Below are 20,350 nucleotides of genomic sequence, written 5' to 3'. Positions count from 1 at the left end.
AAGAATCGATGAGATTCCCGACCAAAGATGAGCGAACGCCGTTCTATTTTCGGCAACAGGGCAAAACGCTGGGAGCGTGGGAGTTGGAACACAGGCTGTCCATTGTCCGCCGCGCCAGCGAGCACGTGCTGGAGAGCGGCAACGTCTACCGCGTCAATTCGACCTGCCTGGAAATCACTGACGAGTCGCAGAGTCGGCTACAACTGGTGGGAATGGCATGCATTATCTTTTCCGTTGGAACAATTCTAGCCCTAGTAGGAGCGCTATTCTTTGCTTCGGTGCCATTCCGAGAGACAGCGGAAGTCATGGCCCGGAAGGGTAATTGGGCCGGCGTGATTCTCGGTACAACCGTCGGGATCGCCGGGACATGCTTATTCGGCCTGCTTGCCTTCGATCCGGTGCGACGCAACATGTTCACGCTGAAGCGCCGCCCCATCCGCCTGAACCGAAAGACCCGTCGCATCTATGCCATTCGCACCAAGGACCCGGATGGCATCTGGGAAGTGCCCTGGAGCCATGACGAATTCTTCTGTGTGGGCCATCGGCGCATGGGCGGCTTGTCACGCGCCTACGACATGTACGATATCCGCCACTATCAACTCGATGGCAACGGGAACGTTATCCGGGCGTTCGTGCTCGGCCAGTTCGTCTTCACTCTGGAAGAAGCCTACGCGCAGTGGGAGTACTACCGCCGCTACATGCAGGATGGGCCAGCTGAACTGCCCGAGCCTTATCGCTTCTGGGCGCCGCGGGAAACGTTTTGGGAAGGCTACAAGATCTGCAGAGGGGGTAAATTCTCTGGAGCCTTCTTCACCTTGACCGACGTCATTTTTGCACCGTTCGCATTGCTGGATGCGATCGCCCGCTGGCTCGTGCTCGTCACGTGCAGTGATCCCATGTGGCCGCAGGACATCGAGGCGGCGTGCAAGCCCTTGCCCAATGACCCGTACGCCCGCCCGTATGCCGACGACTACATCGGCGTGCCGAGCGGCCCGGATGCCAGGCCTTCCCGCGAGGATCTAGCGCGAATGTTGGACCAGCAGCATGAGCGACGCAACGCTGGCGCGCTGACCCGCGAGGAAGCGAATGCCCTGCTTCGAAGCACTACAGAACAGACCACATGACCATCCACTTCGAGACATCAACATCGGCATTCTGCTCTTGGATGGTCCCGCCACTCTACCGTGGACCAAGCGCTGCCGCTTCAGAAAAGTGCCTGCCAGCGAGCGCTACAGCAGCCTGGAGGCGGAATCGTGGGGAGGATCAATGAAGTTCCCGACCAAAGATGAGCGTACGCCGTTCTATTTTCGCCAACAGGGCAAACCGCTAGGCAAGTGGGAGCAAGAACACCGGCTCTATGTCGACCAGCCTGCCAGCGAGCATGTGCTGGAGAGCGGCAATGTCTACCGCATTGATTCGACCTGCCTGGAGATCACCGATGAGTCGCAGACTCGGATGCAGAACGTTGGGCTGCTTTGGATTATCTGTTTAGCATTTGCGTCGTTTTCTCTCTTTTACGGATTATTGCTTGCAACAAGCCCATTCAGAGACCCTGAGGAAATGATGGCGAAGAACGGGTATTGGTTCGGTACGATCGTTGGGATAGTACTTGGCTTTAGTTCTGCAGGCTTCTTCGGCCTGCTTGCCTTCGATCCGATGCGACGCAACATGTTCACCCTGAAGCGCCGCCCCATCCGTCTGAACCGGAGGACACGCCGCATCTATGCCATACGCACCAAAGAGCCGGACGGCATCTGGGAAGTGCCCTGGAGCCATGACGAATTCTTCTGCGTTGGCCATCGGCGCATGGGCGGCTTGTCACGCGCCTACGACATGTACGACATCCGCCATTACCAGCTCGACGCGAGTGGCAACGTCGTCCGCGCATTCGTGCTCGGCCAGTTCGTCTTCACTCTGGAAGAAGCCTACGCGCAGTGGGAATACTACCGCCGCTACATGCAGGACGGGCCGGCTGGGCTGCCCGAGCCTTACCGCTTCTGGGCGCCGCGGGAGACGTTTTGGGAAGGCTACAAGATCTGCAGAGGGGGTAAATTCTCCGGAGCATTCTTCACCTTGACCGACGTCATCTTTGCACCGTTCGCACTGCTGGATGCGATCGCCCGCTGGCTCGTGCTCGTCACGTGCAGTGATCCGGTGTGGCCGCCGGAGATCGAGGCGGCGTGTAGGCCCATGCCCAATGACCCGTACGCGCGCCCGTACGCCGACGACTACATCGGCGTGCCGAGCGGTCCGGATGCCAGGCCTTCCCGCGAGGATCTGGCGCGAATGCTCGACCAGCAGCAGGAGCGACGCAAGGCTGGCGCGCTGACCCGCGAGGAAGCGGAAGCCCTGCTTCGAAGCACTACGGAACAGACCACATGACCACGACTTCGCCGCTACCAGCGCCTCACGTTATCTTGATAGAGCAACCTTCCAACGTACCGGGCAAGCGCGGAATGGAAGGCTTCTGGGGCATGCGCTACGGGAACAAGACGGTCCTGACTGCCTACCTGTCGCCGATTGACCTGCTGTTGGACTCAATGCGGGGCAGTGCTCCCAATCAAGCCTTCAAGTTTCCATCCCTTGACCGGCTGCCCGCAGCCCGCGTGAAGCAAACCTTCCCGACCGGCGTGGAGTTGGACATTGCCTGCGGTTTTCTCGCCCGCAACGGACAGCTCCTGCTCAGCCCAAGCGGCAAGTGGCGGCGCAACGTCTTGGTGCATGACGTGCGCGCGCCATTGCGGATGGGAATTCTTATGCCTGAATACCCCACCAATGCCCGACGCGCGATCAGCCGTCTCTTTGAGGGCGCAGGTCTCTTTGCCTGGCAGGACACACTGCAGTCGCTAGCCAGGATCTGGAAGGGCGACCGCATGAAGCACGCAATAGACAGCGCCCTGGCAACCGCAAGTACGGTAGTGCATTCGGCTGGCCAGGTCGTGAACCAGGTCGCCGTATTCGATCCGGAGGCGGAACAATGGCATTTTGTCCCTTGCCAGACGATGGACGATGTGCCGGAGAACAATCACCCACATGGATAAGCACAAATGGACAAGAGCATGATCAAGGTCGGCGACATGCATTCGCATGGCGGCCCTGTCAAATCCGGGTCACCCGGGAGCCTGCTCGACGGCAAGCCCATTGCCCGACTCGGGGACCTCGTGGACTGCCCCCTGCACGGTGTCAACGAAATCATAGAAGCCAGCTCAGGCATGGATGTCGATGGGCAACCTGCGGCGCTACACGGGGATCGCACGCGATGCGGGGCCACGCTGATTGGCGGCGACAGCGCCACTGTCGGGTGACGTTGATCCCGAGCGTCTCCGCCAGACGACACGCTGCTTAAATCAGCCTTTCCTTGAGGCCATTCTATTTGAGACCCTCACCTCACCACGCAGACCGGCGAAGTATCAAGGGAGTCGCGCCGGCACGGTATCACGTGCCGGCGCCATTCACTTGCCGCAACCTTACTTCAGCTGCTGCGCAAACGCATCCAGCTGCGTAATGCAGATGTCCCAGCCCTCATAGAACCCCAGCTCCTCATGCTGCTTGCGCGTGGCTTCGTCCGGATGCATCACGCGCGCAATGTAGCGGGTGCCGTCACCCTCGTCGGCCATGGTGATGACCGCGGTCATCGACAGCCACGGCTTGTTGGGCCGGTACCCGGCCACCAGGGCCGAGGTGGAGACGATCTTCTCCATCGGTACGATCTCGAGGAAGCATCCCGGGTTGTCGCTGACGCCGCCGTCCGGGCCTTTCATGAGCGTATGGAAGGCGCCGCCTGGGCGCATGTCGAAGGCCAGGACCTCGGTGGTCCAGGGTTTGGGGCACCACCATTCCTTGAGCAGCTTGGGATCGCTCCATGCACGCCAGACCTTGGCACGCGGGGCCTTGAGCAGGCGCGAGATGACCAGGTCCTGGCTTTCAGGGCTGGCGGCGTTTTCATTCGGCATCTGACTGTTCCTCCTGATGAAGGGCTTCGACAAAGGCGGCCAGGCGGTCGGTACGGGCCTCCCACATGGCGCGCTGGTCGGCCAGCCATTGCTGCGCGTCTGACAGCGGTTGCGGTACCAGTTCGCAAGTGCGCACGCGCCCCGTCTTGCGCGAGCGGATCAGGCCGCTGCGCTCCAGCACCTGCAGGTGCTTCATGAACGAGGGCAGTGCCATCGTGAACGGTGCCGCCAGCGCCGAGACCGTTTCCGGCCCGCGGCCGAGCACGCTGACGATGGCGCGGCGGGTGGGGTCCGCCAGCGCGTAGAACACGTCGGAAAGCGGGGAAATATCGACAGCCTGGGACACGTCAGCAAACTCGGCACAATGGTTAGCCATGCGGCTAAGTATAAAGAGGTAACCGGAAACTGCAAGCGCAAAATGCAAGACGCCCCGGCATCAGCCGGGGCGCCTTGTGATCGGCGAAGCGGGGCGGAGGCTATTGCTGCCGCACGTACGCCGCCAACGCCTTGACCTCATCCGCCTTCAAGCCGGCAAACGGCGGCATCGGCACCGATCCCCATTTGCCGCTGCTGCCGCCGCGGATGCTGGCTTCCAGCTTGGCCTGTGCCTGCGCATCGCCCTTGTAGCGGGTGGCGACTTCGTGATAAGCCGGGCCGACCACCTTCTGCGTCACGCTGTGGCAGCTCAGGCAGGCGTTCCTGGCCAGCAGGCCCTGCACGTCTACCGCGGCGGCAGGCGCCGAGGCGGCCGCGGGTGCGGCCTGCGCGGGCTTGCCCGCCTTCTGCGCGATCGCCACGATCTCCGGATCCTTGATCTTGGCGGAGCCGTAGGCCACCGCGAGGTAGGCGCCGAGCTGCTCGACCTCGCCATCGTCGATCGGCGCACCATAGGCCTGCTGCATTTTCTTCATCTCGGCGGTCCACTGCGTCAGGCTCAGGCCGGGCGGCTGGTAGGAGACGTAGTCGGCCGAATGGCAGATCGCGCATTTCTGCATGGCGATGCCGTAGCCGGGCAACTTGGCGGGTTTGAGCTTGACGTTCTCCGCCGGCAGCTTGATGTCCTGGGGTGCCGCGGACGCGCTGCCCGCGCCCAGCAGGGCGAGCGCGAGCAGCACTGGGGTGATGGATCGATGCATGGTGCGCTCCTCAGGCAATGGTGACCGGCGTGGATTCAATGACGTTGCGGCGATAGCCGGCCGGGTTCCAGTTGGCCTTGGCCGGCTGCACCTCGCCCTGGACGCTGGTGGCGCGCACCATCAGCACCGCCGGGCCCTTGCGCGCGAACTTCACCGGCAGTTGCCAGGCGCGGAACGAGAAGCGCCCCAGGTCCTGGCCCAGCGTCGCGGCCTGCCAGCTCTGCCCGCCGTCCACCGAGACCTCGACGCCGCGGATGCCGGAGCCGCCATCGAAGGCAATGCCTTTCAGCTCCACCGTGCGCCCGGCGGGCAGCACGCCGCCCGTGCCCACGCTGGTGATGAAGCTGCGCACCGCCAGCGTCGAGATCGGTCGCGTCTTGCTGGCGGGGGTGCCCGGCGCCACGCATTGGCAGTCGTTATCCGGTACGCGATAGCCCTTGGTCATGAAGAACGCATCATGGCCTTCGAACGGGTGGTCCAGCACCTCGATCTCGGACAGGTGCTTGATCCAGTAGGTGCCGAAGTAACCCGGCACCACCAGCTTGATGGGATAGCCGTTGAGCAGCGGCAGGTCTTCGCCGTTCATGCCCCAGGCCAGCATCGGCTCGCCGTTCATCGCATGGGCGATATCGAGCGACTTGCGGAAATCCGGGGTGCTCGGCAGCACCGGCGTATCCATCCCGTTGAACGTGACCACCTTGGCGCCGGCCTTGACGCCCGCGTGCTCCAGCACCTTGCGCAGCGGCACGCCGGTCCAGCGCGCATTGCCCATCGCGCCGTTGGCCAGTTGCGCGCCGAACACACGTGGCTCGGAGAAGCCGCGGCTGTTGCCTGAACACTGGTTCACGGCGACGATGTCCACCGGACCGGCCAGCCGCTTCAGTTCATCGAGCGACAGCTTCAGCGGCCTGTTGACATGCCCGCCAACGGTCAGGCGGAAGGTGGCGAGATCCACCGACAGCGGAATGTTGGCCAGGTGGTAGCGCACGAAGAAGGCGTCGTTGGCGGTGATCGGCCCCTCGTTGAACGCGGAGAAGGGCGTCTCAAGGTGTGGCGGCCGGGTGCTGACGCGCACCAGCGGGCGCTTGCCCGGATAGCGCACCAGCGGGCGAGGGCCGTCGGCCAGCGTGACGCCGTCGCTGATGCGCGCGGCCTGGGCGGCCAGCGCGCCGAGCGGCGAGGCGCCGAGGGCGAGCAGGCCCGCGCCCTGGACGATGCGGCGCCGGGCCGGCACCGGCTGGGCGGGGGCGGCAGATTCCGCCGGACTGTTCTTGTCTCGCATGGGGCGTCTCCTTCAGGGGCTTGTTGTGTCGCGCAAGGCGCTATGGCGGGTACTTTGAGGCCGCGGCATCAACTTGTGAAACGTGTTTTGCTGCTAGCACTTATCGATTGAATCGATATAAGGGAAGACCACGGGCGCTCCGCCGAGAAACCGCTTGCATCGCGAATTCCATTTCCCTACACTTACCAAAACGTTTTTGTTAGCGGAAATCGATAATATCTGAGGCGAATTGCGCACAGACGCAGCAAGTGGCTTGCGAGCCACCGGCACAAACGCCCACACACCAAACGAGGAGCAAAGCATGTCCCACCCCGCCCCCGCGCCGGTGGATGAACGGCTGCCATGTCGGCGCCTGTTTGTCTTCGGGCTTCAACACGTACTGGTCATGGCAGCGTCGCCGATCGCGTCCGTCTTCCTGATGAGCAAGGCGCTGAACTTCCCGCCCGCGCTGGCGGTGCAGCTGCTGAGCGCCACCTTTGTGATCTGCGGCCTCGGCACGCTGTTGCAGTCGCTGGGCAAGCGCGGCATCGGTGCCCGGCTGCCGTTCGTGATGCTGCCCGGCGGCGCCCCGATCGTGCTGTTTATCCTGATCGCGCAGCAGACCGACGTGCAGACCGCTGCCGGCGCGGTGATCCTGACCGGCGTGTTCTACTTCTGCGTGCTGCCGGTGTTCCGGCGCTGTCTGCGCTATTTCCCGCCGGTGGTGGTGGGGACGATGCTGCTGCTGGTGGCGATCAACCTGGCGCAGGTATCGGGCAAGCTGGTTGCCGGCCACCCGGCCGCGGGCAGCACGGTGGACCCGCTCAACCTGCTGCTGGCGTTCGCCACCATTGCCTGCACCGTGGCGGCATCGCGCCTGCTGTCGGGCATGCTGGCGCAACTGGCGATCCTGCTCGGCCTGCTAGGCGGTGCGCTGGTGGCCGGGCTGGCCGGCGCGTTCCAGTTTGGCCATGTGTCGATTTCGCCGGTGTTCGCGTTGCCCACGCCGTTCCCGTTCGGGTGGCCGCATTTCGATGTGGTGGCGGCGATTCCGCTGATGGTGTTTGCCGTGATCTCGATGGTGGAGGCCACCGGCCAGACGCTGGCGATCAGCGATGCCGTGGGCCGGCCGGTGGACCAGCAGCGCGACGTGCCGCGCACCATCCGCGCCGATGCGCTGACTTCGCTGCTGGGCGGGATGTTCGGCACCTCGCTGATCATCACCAGCGGCGAGAACATCGGCATCGTGCGTGCCACCGGCGTGCGCTCGCGCTTCGTCACGGCGATGTCGGGCGCGATCCTGGTGGCGTTCGGGCTGCTGGTGCCGGTGTCGTCGCTGATCAGCGCCATCCCCGAGGCCGTGGTCGGCGGCACCGGGCTGGTGGTGTTCTGCATCGTCGGCACCATGGGCATCGACATGCTGCGCAAGGTGGACCTGCGCGACCACGCCAATATGTACGTGGTGGCCGTGGCGCTGGCCGTGGGCCTGCTGCCGATCCTGGTGCCCGGCATCTATGGCGGCCTGCCGGGCAACGTGCGCATCCTGGTGGGCAATGGCGTGGCCATGGGTGCCATTACCGCGGCGCTGCTCAACTTCCTGTTTTTCCATACGGGCCTGCGGGCCGCGGCAGCGGGCGCGGTTGCCCGCGACGATGCCGCCGCCACGCATTGACCCGGCTTCCTGAATTGCAATGACTGATCGTTCTGACTCGACGCCGGCCTGGCCCGGCGATACCAACCCGGCCCTGGTGCCGGACAGCTTCAGGCAGCCGCGCATCCTGCTGCCGGAATGGACCCTGCTGCGCCAGGGCGCGGTACGCGGCCACGCGGTGGTGGTTGAGGGCGGCCGCTTCACGGCAGTGGGCACGGCCGCGGAAGTCGCCGCGCGCTTCCCCGAGCTGGAGACCCTGCCGCTGCCGCGCATGCTGCTGATGCCCGGCATGATCGACACGCACCACCACCTGACGCAGTCGTTCGGCAAGTCGCTGGTGTTCGGCGAGCCGTCGGAGATTTTCCGGCGCGTGTGGGTGCCGCTGGAAGGCAGCCTGAAGGCGGAGCACCTGTACCTGTCGTCCAAGCTGGCGGCGCTGGAAGCGCTGCGCGGCGGCTTCACCACCGTGGTCGATGCCGGCACGCGCAGCGACGCCGGGCTGGATGCGGTCGCGCGCGCGGTCACCGATGCCGGCGTGCGCTGCGTGCTGGGCCTGATCTGCAACGACAAGCCCGGCGCCGAAACGCTCGACGCCGCGCCGATCCTGCGCCGCGCCGCCGCCCACCTGGACAAGTACGCCAGCGATCCGCTGGTGGCCCCGTCGCTGGCGATCTCGATTCCCGAGGTGGCCTCCGACGCGATGCTGCACCACGTCTACCAGTTGTGCGCCGAGTCCGGCCGCATCTTCCAGACCCATGCCAACGAGCACCTGGTGGCGGTGGAGCGCTCGCTCAACGCCTGCGGGCGCCGTCCGATCGAACATCTCGCGGCGGTCGGCGCACTGGGCCCGGCGGCGCTGCTGGCGCATGCCACGCTGGTGACGCCGCATGAGATCCGCTTGCTGGCCGACACCGGCACCGCGGTGGCCTACAACCCCGTGGCCAGCGCCTGGAAGGGCAACGCCGTGGCGCCGGCTGAAACCATGGCCACCTTCGGCGTGCGCCTGGGCCTGGGCACCGATGGCACCCGCAGCGACGGCTTCCGCCTGCTGGACTATGCCGAGGCCGCCCAGCGCTTCGCCTTCGGCATCGGCGTGGGCGATTCCTCCTGCGGCGCGGGCTGGCGCTGGGTCGACATGGCCACGCACGACGCGGCCGATGTGGCGGGTCTCGGTGCGCTCACCGGCGAGATCGCCGCGGGCAAGCGCGCCGACTTCCTGCTGGTCGACCTGGACGTGCCTGAGCTGACGCCGTCCTGGGACCTGACCTGGGAACTGGTGCGCCTGGCCAACCGCGACCAGATCCGCGCGGTCTTTGTCGATGGCAGCCTGCGCCTGTGGCAGGGCTGGCCCACGGACTGGGATGCACGCGCGCTGATGCGGGCGATCCACGCCATGGCCGAGGACACCGTCGCCCATGCCCCGATCCGCAAGCTGCACGATGCCGCGGACGTGCACCGCGCGCGCCAGGCTGGCACGGAGGCATCCTGACCATGGACATGACGTTGTTCAGCGTCGGCGTGGCGGTCTTTACCGGCGCGCTGGTCCAGGGTGCGACCGGCATGGGCTTCGCGCTGATCGTGGTGCCGGTGCTGGCGCTGGCCGCGCCGGCGATGCTGCCGGGCGCGCTGCTGCTGGCAATGCTGCCGCTCAATGCCTACGTGGCCTGGCGCGAACGCCATGCCATCGACCTGCGCGGCGCAGGCTGGATCAGCGCCGGGCGGCTGGCCGGCACCTTCGGCGGGCTGTGGGTGCTGGTGGCGATGCCGATGGCCTGGCTCAACGCGCTGGTCGGCGGCAGCACCATTGCCGCAGCGGTGGTGTCATTGCTGGCGCCGGCCTTTACGCCGGGGCGGCTGACCTTTGCCTCGACCGGCCTGATCACCGGCGTGACCGAGACCGCAACCGGTGTCGGCGGCCCGCCGCTGGCGCTGGCCTACCAGCACGCGCCGGTCGCGACGCTGCGCGCCACCGTGGCGCTGTGCTTCCTGGTCGGTGAAGCGATCTCGCTGGTGGTGCTGGCGTTGAGCGACCGGCTCGGCATGGAGCAGGTGCTCTATGCCATCGGGCTGCTGCCGGTGCTGATGGTCGGAATGGTGGCCAGCCACCTGGTGCACAAGCGCATCAACCAGCGCATGCTGCGCATCGGCGTGCTGGTATTTGCGCTGGTCTCCGGTGCCGTGGTGCTGCTGCGCGGCTAGCTGCCCGGCGTGGACGATGCCCGCACCACCAGTTCCGGCGCGGGCCCGGTGATCACGTCGCGGCTGCGGTCGCCGGAAAGATGTGCGAACAGCAGCTCCACTGCCAGCGATGCCACGCGCTCCAGGTGCAGGTTGACCGCGGTGATCGGCGGCTGCGCGCTGCGGGCGCGGATGCCGTCATAGCGCGTCACCACCAGCACATCGTCGGGCACGCGCTTGCCCAGCCCTTGCAGGTGGGCCATGGCGCCCACCGCGAACGCATCCACCGGCGCGCACAGCGCATCGAGCGCCGGCATCTGCGCCAGCAATTGCGCGCAGGCCTCGGCGCCCGCGGCTTCGCCGTGTTCCTCGGCTGCCTTGACGATATGGCAGGGCAAGCCCATTGACTGCGTGAACTCGCGGTAAGCGCGTTCGGTTTCCACATACGACTGGCGCGGCGCCGCGCCGATCATCAGGCCGATATGCCGGCGCCCGTGCCCGTGCAAGTGCGCCAGCAGCAGGCGGGCGGTGTCGGCCGATTGCAGGTCGACGCAAGGCACCGGCGTGTCGGTCAGCGGCTCGCGCCCGATCGACACGATGCTGACGCCGCGCTCGCGCAGCCGCGCGATATGCGGGTCGCCCGCGATCGGCTCGATCACGATCGCGCCGTCGATATCCAATGTATCGAGCAGGCCCCCGGCGCCTTCCAGCGGCGGCACCAGCACCACGCCCAGGCCGCGCCCCATTGCCGCCTCGGCGGCAATCGCCGCCACCTCCATCATGAAGCCGAGCCGCGACGTGCCGCCCGCCACCGCGAACGGCATCGACGACAACAGGGCGATGCAGTTGGCGCGGCCCGATTGCAGCCGCTGCGCGCGCACGCTGGGCCGGTAGCCCAGCTCGGCGGCAACGCGCTTGACGCGCGCACGCGTGGCCGGGTCCAGCACGCCGCGGTCGTTCAGCGCGTGCGACACCGTGGTCAGCGACACGCCGGCGGCGCGGGCGACGTCATGGATGGTGATGCGGCGAGGGCGGTCTGGCGTGGATTCGGTCATGCGGGACACGGGCGATGGTTCAGGGCGGAGCATACAACAGCGCGCGGCAAGGGGCAGGTTCAGCGGCGCGCGTTGGCAGCGCCAGCTTCGGACGACAGCGCTTTCCAGTGTTCGCGCGTGAACCGATAGAGCACCTCCAGCGCCGGCGACAGCGAGCGCGCCGCCATGCGCGCAATGCCATAGCGGCCGCAGCGGCGCGGATCGGGCGGCATCGGCACTTCGGCCATCAGCCCCGCGGCGCGCTCCTGGCGCGTGATCGACAGCACGCCGAACAGCAGCGTATCGCTGGCCAGCGTCACGCTGCGCAGCATGTCGAGGTTGTCGCAATGCAGGGTGAAGAGCTTGTCCGGCGCGGCGCCCGGCCCCCATAGCTCTGCCAGTTGCCGGCTGATGACGGTGCTGAGCGTGGTGGTTGCTACCGGGTAGGCGCGGATGGTCTCGATATCGATGCGGCGCTTGCGCAGGATCGGATGCCCGGCGCGGCATACCAGGCCTGCGGGTAGCTCACCCAATGGCTCCACGTCGATGTCGTCGGCCGCGCGCAGCACATAGGCATCGCCGACGATGGCGTCGATGGTCTCGTTGCGCAGTGCCTCCAGCAGGGCACTGGTGGCGCCGGTCTCGGTGCGCACCTTGATGCGCGGGTGGGCCTGCGCCATGTGGATCAGGAACGGCGTCAGCAGCAGCGCCGCCGGCGCGGGCGCCACGCCAATGGTCAGCGAGCCTTCCTCGCCGCCGCGCAGCAGGTCCAGGTCGCGCCGCAGCTGGCGCTCTTCCAGCCGCATGCGGCGCGCGCGGTCGGCCACCAGTTCGCCGAACACGGTCAGGCGCGCGCGCCGCGCGCCGCGGTCGAACAGTGGCGCCTTGAGTTCGTCTTCCAGCGCGCGGATGCTGCGGCTCAGCGCCGGCTGGGTCAGGTGCATGGCACGGGCCGCTTCGGAGAACGTGCCGTGCTCGACCACGGCGAGCAGGTGCAGAAGTTTCTGTGTGTCCATGCGGAAAACCATGCGCATTGGTTATGGGATCGGTTCAACATTTGCATTTGAATCATACCTCGCCCCTTCCTATGATGAGCGGAACACAAGAGCGGGCCGGTGACAGCACACACGGCGCCCCGCCATCCACCGTCCATCGGAAATCGGAGAGACATCATGCTCAAGCTGTTTATCGGCCTAGGCCTGCCGTTTATCGGCGTCATCGGAATGCTGCCCTGGGTGGCGACGGTCGAGCGCTTCGTGCTCGGCGTGCCCTTTATCTACGCCTGGATCTTTGCCTGGTTCGTGCTGACCTCCGGCTGCATGCTGGCGTGCTGGCTGCTGTTCGACCGCCACGCCGCCGACGCGGCGCATGAAGCCTGAAGGGGAGACCACCATGACCACAGCGGTATTCCTCGGCTTTATCGTGTTCTCGCTCTATCTCGCCATCCGCTCGAAGAAGGGCCACGGCGCGCAGAGCGTGCATGATTTCTTCGTGGCGTCGCGGCAGTTCGGCGCCTACCTGGTGTTCTTCCTGGCAGCGGGAGAGATCTACAGCATCGGCACGATGGTGGGCTTTCCCGGTGGCATCTATGCCAAGGGGCCGACCTACGGGGTCTGGTTCCTCGGCTACATCCTGCTGGCGTACCCGCTCGGCTATTTCCTCGGGCCCAAGATCTGGCAGGCCGGCGCGCGCTATAACGCGATCACGCTGCCGGACCTGTTCAAGGGCCACTACGGCAGCCGTGCGCTGGAGCTGATCGTGGCGGGCTCGGCGATCCTGTTCCTGCTGCCCTGGGGCCAGCTGCAGTTCACCGGGCTGGTGGCGGCGCTCAAGGGGCTGGGCTGGGAGTTCGAGCCGGTGTACCTGGTGATGATCTCGGCCGCGCTGGCCTTTACCTACATTGCCATCTCCGGCGTGCGCGCATCGGCCTATATCGCCATCCTCAAGGACATCCTGATGGTGGTGGCGATCGTCGCCACCGGCGTCGCGGTGGGCTGGAAGGCGGGCGTGGGCGACGTGTTCCATGCCGCCAGCATGCAGGTCAGCAACCAGATGAATGACACCCAGCTGCGCTTCTCGATGAGCACCATGCTGTTCCAGGCGCTGGGCTTCTACGTGATGCCGTTCGCGGTGCAGAATTTCTTCACGGCCAGGAGCGCCAACACCATCCGGCGCACGCAGGTGGCGATGCCACTGTACATGCTGATGTATCCGTTCCTGGTGCTGGCGTCCTACTACGCGATCAGCCAGAACCTGCAGCTCGCATCGCCAAATGAGGCCTTCTTCGCGGCGGCGGTGCGCTTGTTGCCGGACTGGCTGCTCGGACTGGTGACCGCCGGCGCCGCGCTGTCGGGGCTGCTGGTGCTGGCCGGCATCTGCCTGGCGATCGGTCCCATCGTCACGCGCAACCTGCTGCCAGGCATGCCCGAGGCGCGCCAGAAGCAGGGCGCCAAGGTGGTGATCGTGATCTACCTGGTGCTGTCGATCGCCATGACGCTGGCCACGCCCAACCTGATGCTGACGCTGATCAACACCACCTACTACGGCGTGACGCAGTTCTTCCCTGGCGTGCTGGTGATCCTGTTCTCGCTGAAGGTGCGGGCGCTGGCGATTGGGCTCGGCATCGTCACCGGCCAGGTACTGGCGATCGCGCTGTATGTGCAGCAGGTAGATTTCGGCGGCATCAACCTCGGGCTGGTCAGCCTGGGCGTCAACCTGCTGGTGACCGCGCTGGTGAACTACGCACCCCGCCTGGCCCGCGTGCAGGCGGCGTGAATGACTGGACTCATGCAATCCATGACACAAGACGACACCGCGCGCACCCAGGTATTCGTGGCGCGCAAGATCCTCACGATGGAAGCCGGCCAGCCCGAGGCCACCCATGTCGCGGTGCGCGACGGCAAGATCCTTGCCGTGGGAGGCGCCGCCGAGATGGCCGGCTGGCCGGATGCGGTGCAGGTCGACACCTTCCGCGGCAAGGTGCTGATGCCCGGGCTGGTCGAAGGCCATTGCCACCTGATGGAAGGCGCGATGTGGGATGCGGTCTACATCGGCTACTTCGACCGCCGCGATCCGGACGGCAAGCTCTGGCACGGCCTGCGTACGCTGGAGCAGGTGATCGATCGCCTGGCGGGCGCGGCAAGCCAGATGCATGACCCGGAAACGCCGCTGCTGGCCTGGGGCTTCGACCCGATCTATTTCGGCGCCAGCCGGCTGTCGGTGCGCGAGCTGGATCGCGTCTCGGCCACGCGGCCCATCGTGGTGATGCATGCCAGCGTGCATCTGATGAACGTCAATTCCGCGATGCTGGCGCGCGCCGGCATCGACGAGGACACCGATATCGACGGCGTGCACAAGGACGCGCGGGGCTTGCCCACCGGCGAGCTGCAGGAATTCGCGGCGATGTTCCCGGTGCAGCGCGTGCTTGGCAGCGGCCTGTCGCTGGCCGCCGCCGAGAATGCCGACGCGGTGCGCCGCTTCGGCCGCGTGGCGCAACTGGCGGGCGTGACCACGGCGACGGATCTGGTCAACGACCTGTCGCCCAAGGGGCTGGAGACGCTGCAGGCGGTCACTGCCGACCCCGGCTTCCCGCTGCGCATCGTCCCGGCGTTCTCGCCGCAGCGCAATGCGCAGGGCGGCCCCGCCCGCGTGCGGGCCGCGGCGGCGGCCGGCACCGACAAGCTGCGCTTCGGTCCGGTCAAGTTCATTGTCGACGGTTCGATCCAGGGCTTTACCGCTCGCCTGCGTGCACCGGGGTATGCCGGCGGCCAGGCCAATGGCTTGTGGCTGATCCCGCCCGAGCAACTGCTCGACGCCTTCACGCCATTCCACCTGGCCGGCCTGCCGCTGCATATCCACACCAATGGCGACGAGGCGACGCAAGTGGTGCTGGACGTATTGGAAGCTATGCTGTCGCGCCATCCGCGCGCGGACCATCGCCATACGCTGCAGCACTGCCAGCTGGCGGACGAGGCACAGCTGGCGCGCGCGGCGCGGCTGGGGCTGTGCATCAACTTCTTCTCCAACCACCTGTACTACTGGGGCGATGCGCATGCCGGCCAGACCGTGGGACCGGCGCGGGCTGCGCGCATGAACCCGGCGGGCACGGCGCGGCGGCTGGGGATTCCGTTCGCGATCCATTCCGATGCGCCGATCACGCCGCTGAACCCGCTCTTTACGGCGTGGTGCGCGGTGCAACGCCAGACCGCTTCCGGCAGCGTGCTGGGCGAAGCGGAGCGCCTGCCGGTCGCCGACGCGCTGTATGCCATCACCATGGGTGCGGCCTATACACTGAAGCTCGACCATCGCATCGGCAGCATCGCGCCCGGCAAGCTGGCAGACTTTGCCGTGCTGGAAGATGACCCGACCGCGGTGGGTCCCGAGTGCCTGAAGGACGTGCGCGTCTGGGGCACGGTACTGGGCGGGCGCGTGTTCGCGGCGCCGGCCCGATGAACACGCGGCCTCCGGTCCCGCTGGCGGTGGTCGGCGGCTACCTTGGCGCCGGCAAGACCACCTTGCTCAACCGCTTGCTGGCCAACGCGCACGGGCGCCGCATCGCGGTGCTGGTCAATGACTTCGGCGAGATCAATATCGATGCCGCGCTGATCCGCACGCGCAGCGACGACGTGACCCAGTTGGAGAACGGCTGCATCTGCTGCTCGATCGGCGGCCGGCTGGCCGAGGCGCTGGTGGCCATCGCAGCGCGGGAGCAGCGGCCGGACTTGCTGGTGATCGAGGCCAGCGGCGTCTCGGACCCGCAGCGCATTGCTCAGGTCGGCTTGCTGGATCGGGCCTTTGTGCTCAATGCCGTGGTGGTGGCCGTGGATGTGACCGAGGTCGGCCACAGCCTGCACGATCCGCTGGTGGGCGACATGGTGCGGCAACAGATCGCGGGAGCCTCGGTAGTGGTGCTGACCAAGGCAGACCTTGCCGATGCGGATGCGCTGGCAATGGCTGCCGCCACGGTCGACGCCATCGCGCCACGTGCCGCGGTGCTGACCGCATGCGAGGGCGAGGTACCCTTGTCGGTCTTTGTCGACGCCGCCCCGCCGGCACCACATGCCGATGCCGTGCTGCAGGCGGGCGGGCACTGGCGGCGAGCCGTCGGCACCGTGCACGCCGGCATCCGCAGCATTTCATACCAGACCGGCCGCGACTTCGACAAGGCGCTGCTGCGGCAGGCGCTGAAGACGCTGCCGGTGCGGCTGCTGCGCGCGAAGGGCATGGTCAGGCTGGCAGCCGATCCGCGCCTGCACGAAATGCATGTGGTCGCGGGCCGCATGCGGCTGAGTCCGATGGCCCAAGGCGATGCGGCAGGGTCTGCGCTGGTCCTGATCGGTGCCTTCGGTGCGGAGGAGGAGAGGAGTATCCGCGCCTGCCTCGATCTGGCGCTCGCCTGAGCGGGCGCGCGAACGGCGTCGCTGCGGCGCCGCTCAGGTGTGGAATTCTTCCGGTTCCGCATGCGCCGGCCTTCCTTCCCAGCCGCCACGCTCGAACTCCGCAATCACCTGCGCCCCAAACAGCAGCAAGGTCGCCGCGATCTCCAGGCTCAGCAGCACCACGATCGCCGTGGTCAGCGAGCCATAGACCCGGCTCACTTGCGACAAGGTGGTGAAGTACCACGCCAGCACATGGCGGGAGATTTCCCACAGCACGGCCGCAATCAACGCGCCGCTCAGCGCATGCCGCAGCGACAGCCTGCCAACCGGCATCACCATGTAGATCGAGGTCAGCATCAGCACCTCGCCGATGAAGCCGAGCAGGTAGAGCAGGCCGGTCGAGAGCCGGTCCAGCGACCAGTCTCGGCCCAGCACTTCCACATGCCGTTCGCCGATGGCCAGCAGGCCGCCCGATACCAACGTGACCAGCAGCAGGCCCACGCTCAGTACCGCGATATAGCAGTAGGGCAGCAGCGCCGAGACCAGGAAATGCCGGCGCCGGATCGCCACGCGGTGCTCGAAGATCACCGACATGGCATTCTCCAGCACGGTAAAGGCGAGCGAACTGAAGAACAGCATGGTGACCAGCAGCACCCAGCCGATCGTGCCACGGTTGCGCAGGAAGGCGGCAAGCTCGGTGACCAGGGCCCTGGACTGCCCCGGCACCACCCACTCCAGGTAGCGCGCGAGCGTGGACAACAGCAGGTCTGGTTCGATCACGTGCGACAGGGCGATGATCATCAGGATCAGCAGCGGCACGATCGACAGCAGCGCGTAGTAGGCCACCGCGCCGGCCAGCAGCAGCCCCTGGTTGGCGCGGAACTGCCTGAGCGTGTGCCAGGCAAAGCGCCCCGGATGGCGGAGCAGGTCGCGGACGCGGGCGTCGGGAAGCTGCATGGCAGACACCGGAGAGGAAGGGTTTCGCCATTATGCGGCTTCGGTGCCTGACATTCCACCGGGTTATGGCTCTATTCCGAATGCATCATTGTGGTCGGGAACCGCGTCCGCCAAGATGGCGGCCGCGGCCTGCGCCATGCGGGCTTGCACCTCATGCATACAAGGCGGCGCACCGTGCGTGCAGCCGCCTGGACAGGAATGGAGACAGCATGCAAGCGCAAACAGTGTCGCGCAGGACGGGATTCGGACGCAGTCGGGTGTGGTTGGCCGTGGCGCTGCTGGTGGCGCCGATGAGCGTTGCGCTGGCGCAGGGCACCGGCCAGCCCGTGGCCGTTGCCGAGGACGAGGTCATGCAGGGCTTTCCGCCGCCGCCCGACAAGCAAGTCAGCCGCGGCAGCGGGCTGCGTCCGCCGTATATGCGCTGGGCGTTCCGGCATGCGCGCGAGATGTCGCCGACGGCGGGGATCCGGCATGCCAGCCAGCCGCTGGCCCTGGCCGGTCAGCCCGGCACGGAACTGGACGGCACCACGTTTGCCGTGGCGGGCAAGACGGTCCGACTGGCCGACTACCTGCGCGACACCCATACCGACGGCTTTATCGTGCTGCACCAGGGCAAGGTCGTCTATGAGCGCTACCTCGCGGGCTTTGGTCCTTACCAGCCGCATATCTGGGCCTCGATGACCAAGTCCGTCACCGGGCTGCTGGCCGCCATGCTGGTCGAAGAGGGCAAGCTCGATCCGCAGGCCCGGCTGGCGCAGTATGTGCCGGAACTGGCCGGCAACCCGTTCGGCGAGGCCACGGTACAGCAGAACCTGGACATGGAGGTGCCGGTGGGCTACCCGGAGGGGCTGCCGCCGGACCTGGGGCTGTTCGGGGCGGTGGGGATCGTGCCGCGCAAGGCGGAGGCGCCGGATACCATCTATGACTTCCTCAAGGTCGTCCACGCCACCGGCGGGCGCGACGATGGCGGCGTCTGGTACTACCAGAACGGCTCGCCGGAAGCGGTGGCATGGGCGCTGCGGCGCATCACCGGCAAGAGCTGGGCGCAACTGGTGAGCGAGCGGCTGTGGTCCCGCTTTGCCGACGATGATGCCTACACCCAGGTGGACCGCCAGGGCACGGAAATGGCCAGCGGCGGCATGAATTCCACGCTGCGCGATGCCGCCCGCTTTGCCGAGGCCGTGCGCCGGGCGGCCGCCGGCGACGCCTCGGGCGGGATCTCGCCGGCGGCGGCGCGCATTGCGCTGCAGCCGGCCGGCAACCAGGCCCGCTTTGCGCGCGGCAACACCATGCCGGGCCGCGACGGCTATGGCTACCGCAACTACTGGTTCCAGCGCAACGACGGCGACGGCAGCATCGAGGCCAGCGGGCGCTTCGGACAGAAGATCTATATCAACCCGGCCAGGGGGCTGACGGTGGTGAAGTTCTCCGCCAGCCCGGACGGCGCCGCGCGTGCGACCAGCGCAGCCGCGGTGCGCAAGCGCGACGATCCGGCCCGGGCGCTGGAATCCGCCGAGGCCATGGTGGCCGCGGCGCTCGCGATCCAGCGCGCGGTCAGCCGCTGAGCCACGCCGGCAGGGGCCGGCGGACTCTCCCGATCTGCCTCTCACGCACGCCGCCAGGGCGTGCGCAGGACTGCTGCGCGCCTGCGGGCCGCGCAGTCCGCAATCCAGCCATCGGCATCTTCGCCGTGGCGATGACCAACCACAACGAAAGAGAATGGATGCGGCATCGCTTTTGAGCAGCACCTAGTCCTGCGGCGCCCCCGCCGCCCGCCGCAGGCAATCCAGCATGGCCATGACCGCCGCGCGCGACTGCGCGTCGTCACGCCAGTACATCGACACCGAGCCGAACCCCGCCAGCCGCAGCGGCACGATGCGCAGCGCGCCCAGCGCTTCCAGCCGGCGCGCGGTGCGGTGCGAGGCCAGGCCGATCATGTCGCTGTTGTTGAGTAGCGTGAGATTCAGCACGGTGGAATTGCTCTCCACGCAATCTGCCGGCAGCGCACGCTCGGCGCTGGCCAGCGCGCCTTCCAGCGCGTTGCGGATGGGCGTGCCGCGCGGCCACACCACCCAGCGGTAGCGATACAGGTCGTCCCAGCCGATGCGCGCGCCTTGCAGCAGCGGGTGGCGCGGCCGGGCGACGAAGTGGATCGGCTCCATGTAGAGCGATTCGGTGCGCATGTGCGCATCCTGCAGCTCGGGCGCCGAGCGACCCACCACGATATCCAGCTCGCTGTGCGCCAGCTGGCTCATGAGCCGGTCCATGGTCGTTTCCACCAGCCGCACGCTGGCGCGGGGCATCTGCTGCAGCAATTGCAGCGCTGCCAGCGGCACGGTATCCGCCGACGACGCGCCCGACGTACCCACCACCACAATCCCGCTGCCGCCGTCGCGCATGGCCTGCAGGTCGTCGCGCGCGGTATCCAGCTGGGCCTCGATCCGGCGGGCGTGCTCGATCAGCGACTCGCCGTAGGGCGTGGGCCGCAGCCCGCGCGCCTGGCGCTCGAACAGGGGCAGCCCGATATCGTCCTCCAGGTCCTTCAGCCATTTGGAAAGGCCCGGCTGGGTCGTGTTCAGCATGGCCGCCGACTGGCTCATATTGCCGGTCTCGGCCAGGCTCAGCAGCATCTGCAGGTTGCGCAGCCGCAATCTCTGGGTCCAGTCCATGAGGCTACCTATATGAAAAATGGTATCGATAAGATGAAAAGTTCATTTCAAATCTTATAGGCCGCCGCGTATAACGACAACAAGACGGTGCGAGCGATGACACGCACCCACAAAAGCGCTCCCAAAGCCCTGC

The 20,350-nt window shown here is 66.8% G+C and carries 20 protein-coding genes; 12 read left to right on the top strand and 8 right to left on the bottom strand.

The annotated features are described in order from the left end of the window. Positions 1–8 precede the first annotated feature (8 nt). From AC3WLF_RS18570 to AC3WLF_RS18555, 4 genes are read left to right on the top strand one after another with little or no spacing between them, the layout of a single operon-like run. Complete coding sequence (locus AC3WLF_RS18570) at positions 9–1,124, top strand: DUF6708 domain-containing protein (RefSeq protein WP_492358602.1); 1,116 nt, start codon at positions 9–11, stop codon at positions 1,122–1,124. Then, a complete protein-coding gene (locus AC3WLF_RS18565; protein ID WP_492358601.1) occupies positions 1,087–2,382 on the top strand; it encodes a DUF6708 domain-containing protein in 1,296 nt (431 codons plus the stop codon). Before AC3WLF_RS18570 ends, AC3WLF_RS18565 begins: the two co-directional genes overlap by 38 nt. Further along, positions 2,379–3,041 (top strand): hypothetical protein, encoded by a 663-nt coding sequence (locus AC3WLF_RS18560; protein WP_492358600.1) that lies wholly within the window; start codon positions 2,379–2,381, stop codon positions 3,039–3,041. The genes AC3WLF_RS18565 and AC3WLF_RS18560 overlap by 4 nt, the downstream gene beginning before the upstream one ends. Positions 3,042–3,047: 6 nt before the next feature. Next, complete coding sequence (locus AC3WLF_RS18555) at positions 3,048–3,305, top strand: PAAR domain-containing protein (RefSeq protein ID WP_492358599.1); 258 nt, start codon at positions 3,048–3,050, stop codon at positions 3,303–3,305. Between the two features lie 162 nt (positions 3,306–3,467). Here the strand turns inward: AC3WLF_RS18555 and AC3WLF_RS18550 are convergent, their stop codons facing one another. The 4 genes from AC3WLF_RS18550 to sorA form a co-directional block, all read right to left on the bottom strand. After that, complete coding sequence (locus tag AC3WLF_RS18550; RefSeq protein ID WP_492356427.1) at positions 3,468–3,953, bottom strand: SRPBCC family protein; 486 nt, start codon at positions 3,951–3,953, stop codon at positions 3,468–3,470. Beyond that, positions 3,943–4,329 carry an ArsR/SmtB family transcription factor gene (locus AC3WLF_RS18545; RefSeq protein ID WP_013952497.1) on the bottom strand — a complete coding sequence of 129 codons (387 nt, stop codon included), beginning with the start codon at positions 4,327–4,329 and terminating at the stop codon, positions 3,943–3,945. The genes AC3WLF_RS18550 and AC3WLF_RS18545 overlap by 11 nt, the downstream gene beginning before the upstream one ends. 100 nt (positions 4,330–4,429) lie before the next feature. Next, positions 4,430–5,089, bottom strand: coding sequence for a SorB family sulfite dehydrogenase c-type cytochrome subunit (sorB, locus tag AC3WLF_RS18540; RefSeq protein WP_492358598.1), 660 nt, complete (start codon positions 5,087–5,089; stop codon positions 4,430–4,432). A 10-nt stretch (positions 5,090–5,099) separates the two neighbouring features. Further along, a complete protein-coding gene (sorA, locus tag AC3WLF_RS18535) occupies positions 5,100–6,371 on the bottom strand; it encodes a SorA family sulfite dehydrogenase catalytic subunit (protein ID WP_492358597.1) in 1,272 nt (423 codons plus the stop codon). 301 nt (positions 6,372–6,672) lie between these two features. Here sorA and AC3WLF_RS18530 point away from each other — a divergent pair, with 301 nt between their 5' ends. From AC3WLF_RS18530 to AC3WLF_RS18520, 3 genes are read left to right on the top strand one after another with little or no spacing between them, the layout of a single operon-like run. Then, a complete protein-coding gene (locus AC3WLF_RS18530; protein WP_492358596.1) occupies positions 6,673–8,022 on the top strand; it encodes a uracil-xanthine permease family protein in 1,350 nt (449 codons plus the stop codon). 19 nt (positions 8,023–8,041) lie between these two features. Further along, complete coding sequence (locus AC3WLF_RS18525) at positions 8,042–9,490, top strand: amidohydrolase family protein (RefSeq protein ID WP_492319151.1); 1,449 nt, start codon at positions 8,042–8,044, stop codon at positions 9,488–9,490. Between the two features lie 2 nt (positions 9,491–9,492). Beyond that, positions 9,493–10,200 carry a sulfite exporter TauE/SafE family protein gene (locus AC3WLF_RS18520; protein ID WP_492319152.1) on the top strand — a complete coding sequence of 236 codons (708 nt, stop codon included), beginning with the start codon at positions 9,493–9,495 and terminating at the stop codon, positions 10,198–10,200. Here AC3WLF_RS18520 and AC3WLF_RS18515 read toward each other — a convergent pair. Beyond that, the gene (locus AC3WLF_RS18515; protein ID WP_492319153.1) at positions 10,197–11,234 is read right to left on the bottom strand and encodes a LacI family DNA-binding transcriptional regulator; all 1,038 of its coding nucleotides are present in this window, start codon (positions 11,232–11,234) and stop codon (positions 10,197–10,199) included. The genes AC3WLF_RS18520 and AC3WLF_RS18515 overlap by 4 nt on opposite strands. A gap of 59 nt (positions 11,235–11,293) precedes the next feature. Next, positions 11,294–12,229 (bottom strand): LysR family transcriptional regulator, encoded by a 936-nt coding sequence (locus AC3WLF_RS18510; RefSeq protein ID WP_492319154.1) that lies wholly within the window; start codon positions 12,227–12,229, stop codon positions 11,294–11,296. A 156-nt stretch (positions 12,230–12,385) separates the two neighbouring features. Between AC3WLF_RS18510 and AC3WLF_RS18505 the strand changes: the two genes are divergently transcribed. The 4 genes from AC3WLF_RS18505 to AC3WLF_RS18490 are packed head-to-tail and all read left to right on the top strand — an operon-like array spanning position 12,386 to position 16,612. Then, positions 12,386–12,592 carry a DUF3311 domain-containing protein gene (locus AC3WLF_RS18505; protein WP_340523470.1) on the top strand — a complete coding sequence of 69 codons (207 nt, stop codon included), beginning with the start codon at positions 12,386–12,388 and terminating at the stop codon, positions 12,590–12,592. Between the two features lie 13 nt (positions 12,593–12,605). Beyond that, the gene (locus AC3WLF_RS18500) at positions 12,606–13,988 is read left to right on the top strand and encodes a sodium:solute symporter family protein (RefSeq protein WP_492358595.1); all 1,383 of its coding nucleotides are present in this window, start codon (positions 12,606–12,608) and stop codon (positions 13,986–13,988) included. Positions 13,989–14,000: 12 nt separating this feature from the next. Next, on the top strand, positions 14,001–15,665 hold the full coding sequence (locus AC3WLF_RS18495) for an amidohydrolase (RefSeq protein ID WP_492358594.1): 1,665 nt from the start codon (positions 14,001–14,003) through the stop codon (positions 15,663–15,665). Beyond that, on the top strand, positions 15,662–16,612 hold the full coding sequence (locus AC3WLF_RS18490) for a CobW family GTP-binding protein (protein ID WP_492358593.1): 951 nt from the start codon (positions 15,662–15,664) through the stop codon (positions 16,610–16,612). Before AC3WLF_RS18495 ends, AC3WLF_RS18490 begins: the two co-directional genes overlap by 4 nt. A gap of 33 nt (positions 16,613–16,645) precedes the next feature. On the opposite strand, the gene AC3WLF_RS18485 is transcribed toward AC3WLF_RS18490, so the two are convergent. Next, a complete protein-coding gene (locus AC3WLF_RS18485; RefSeq protein WP_492356424.1) occupies positions 16,646–17,548 on the bottom strand; it encodes a YihY/virulence factor BrkB family protein in 903 nt (300 codons plus the stop codon). A gap of 209 nt (positions 17,549–17,757) precedes the next feature. Between AC3WLF_RS18485 and AC3WLF_RS18480 the strand changes: the two genes are divergently transcribed. Then, complete coding sequence (locus AC3WLF_RS18480) at positions 17,758–19,113, top strand: serine hydrolase domain-containing protein (protein WP_492319159.1); 1,356 nt, start codon at positions 17,758–17,760, stop codon at positions 19,111–19,113. 183 nt (positions 19,114–19,296) lie between these two features. Here the strand turns inward: AC3WLF_RS18480 and AC3WLF_RS18475 are convergent, their stop codons facing one another. Beyond that, the gene (locus AC3WLF_RS18475; RefSeq protein ID WP_492319160.1) at positions 19,297–20,217 is read right to left on the bottom strand and encodes a LysR family transcriptional regulator; all 921 of its coding nucleotides are present in this window, start codon (positions 20,215–20,217) and stop codon (positions 19,297–19,299) included. Positions 20,218–20,350 lie beyond the last annotated feature (133 nt).

The organism is Cupriavidus sp. FW306-01-F10A (assembly GCF_058782785.1).
This window is presented reverse-complemented; position numbering and strand designations above follow the sequence as displayed.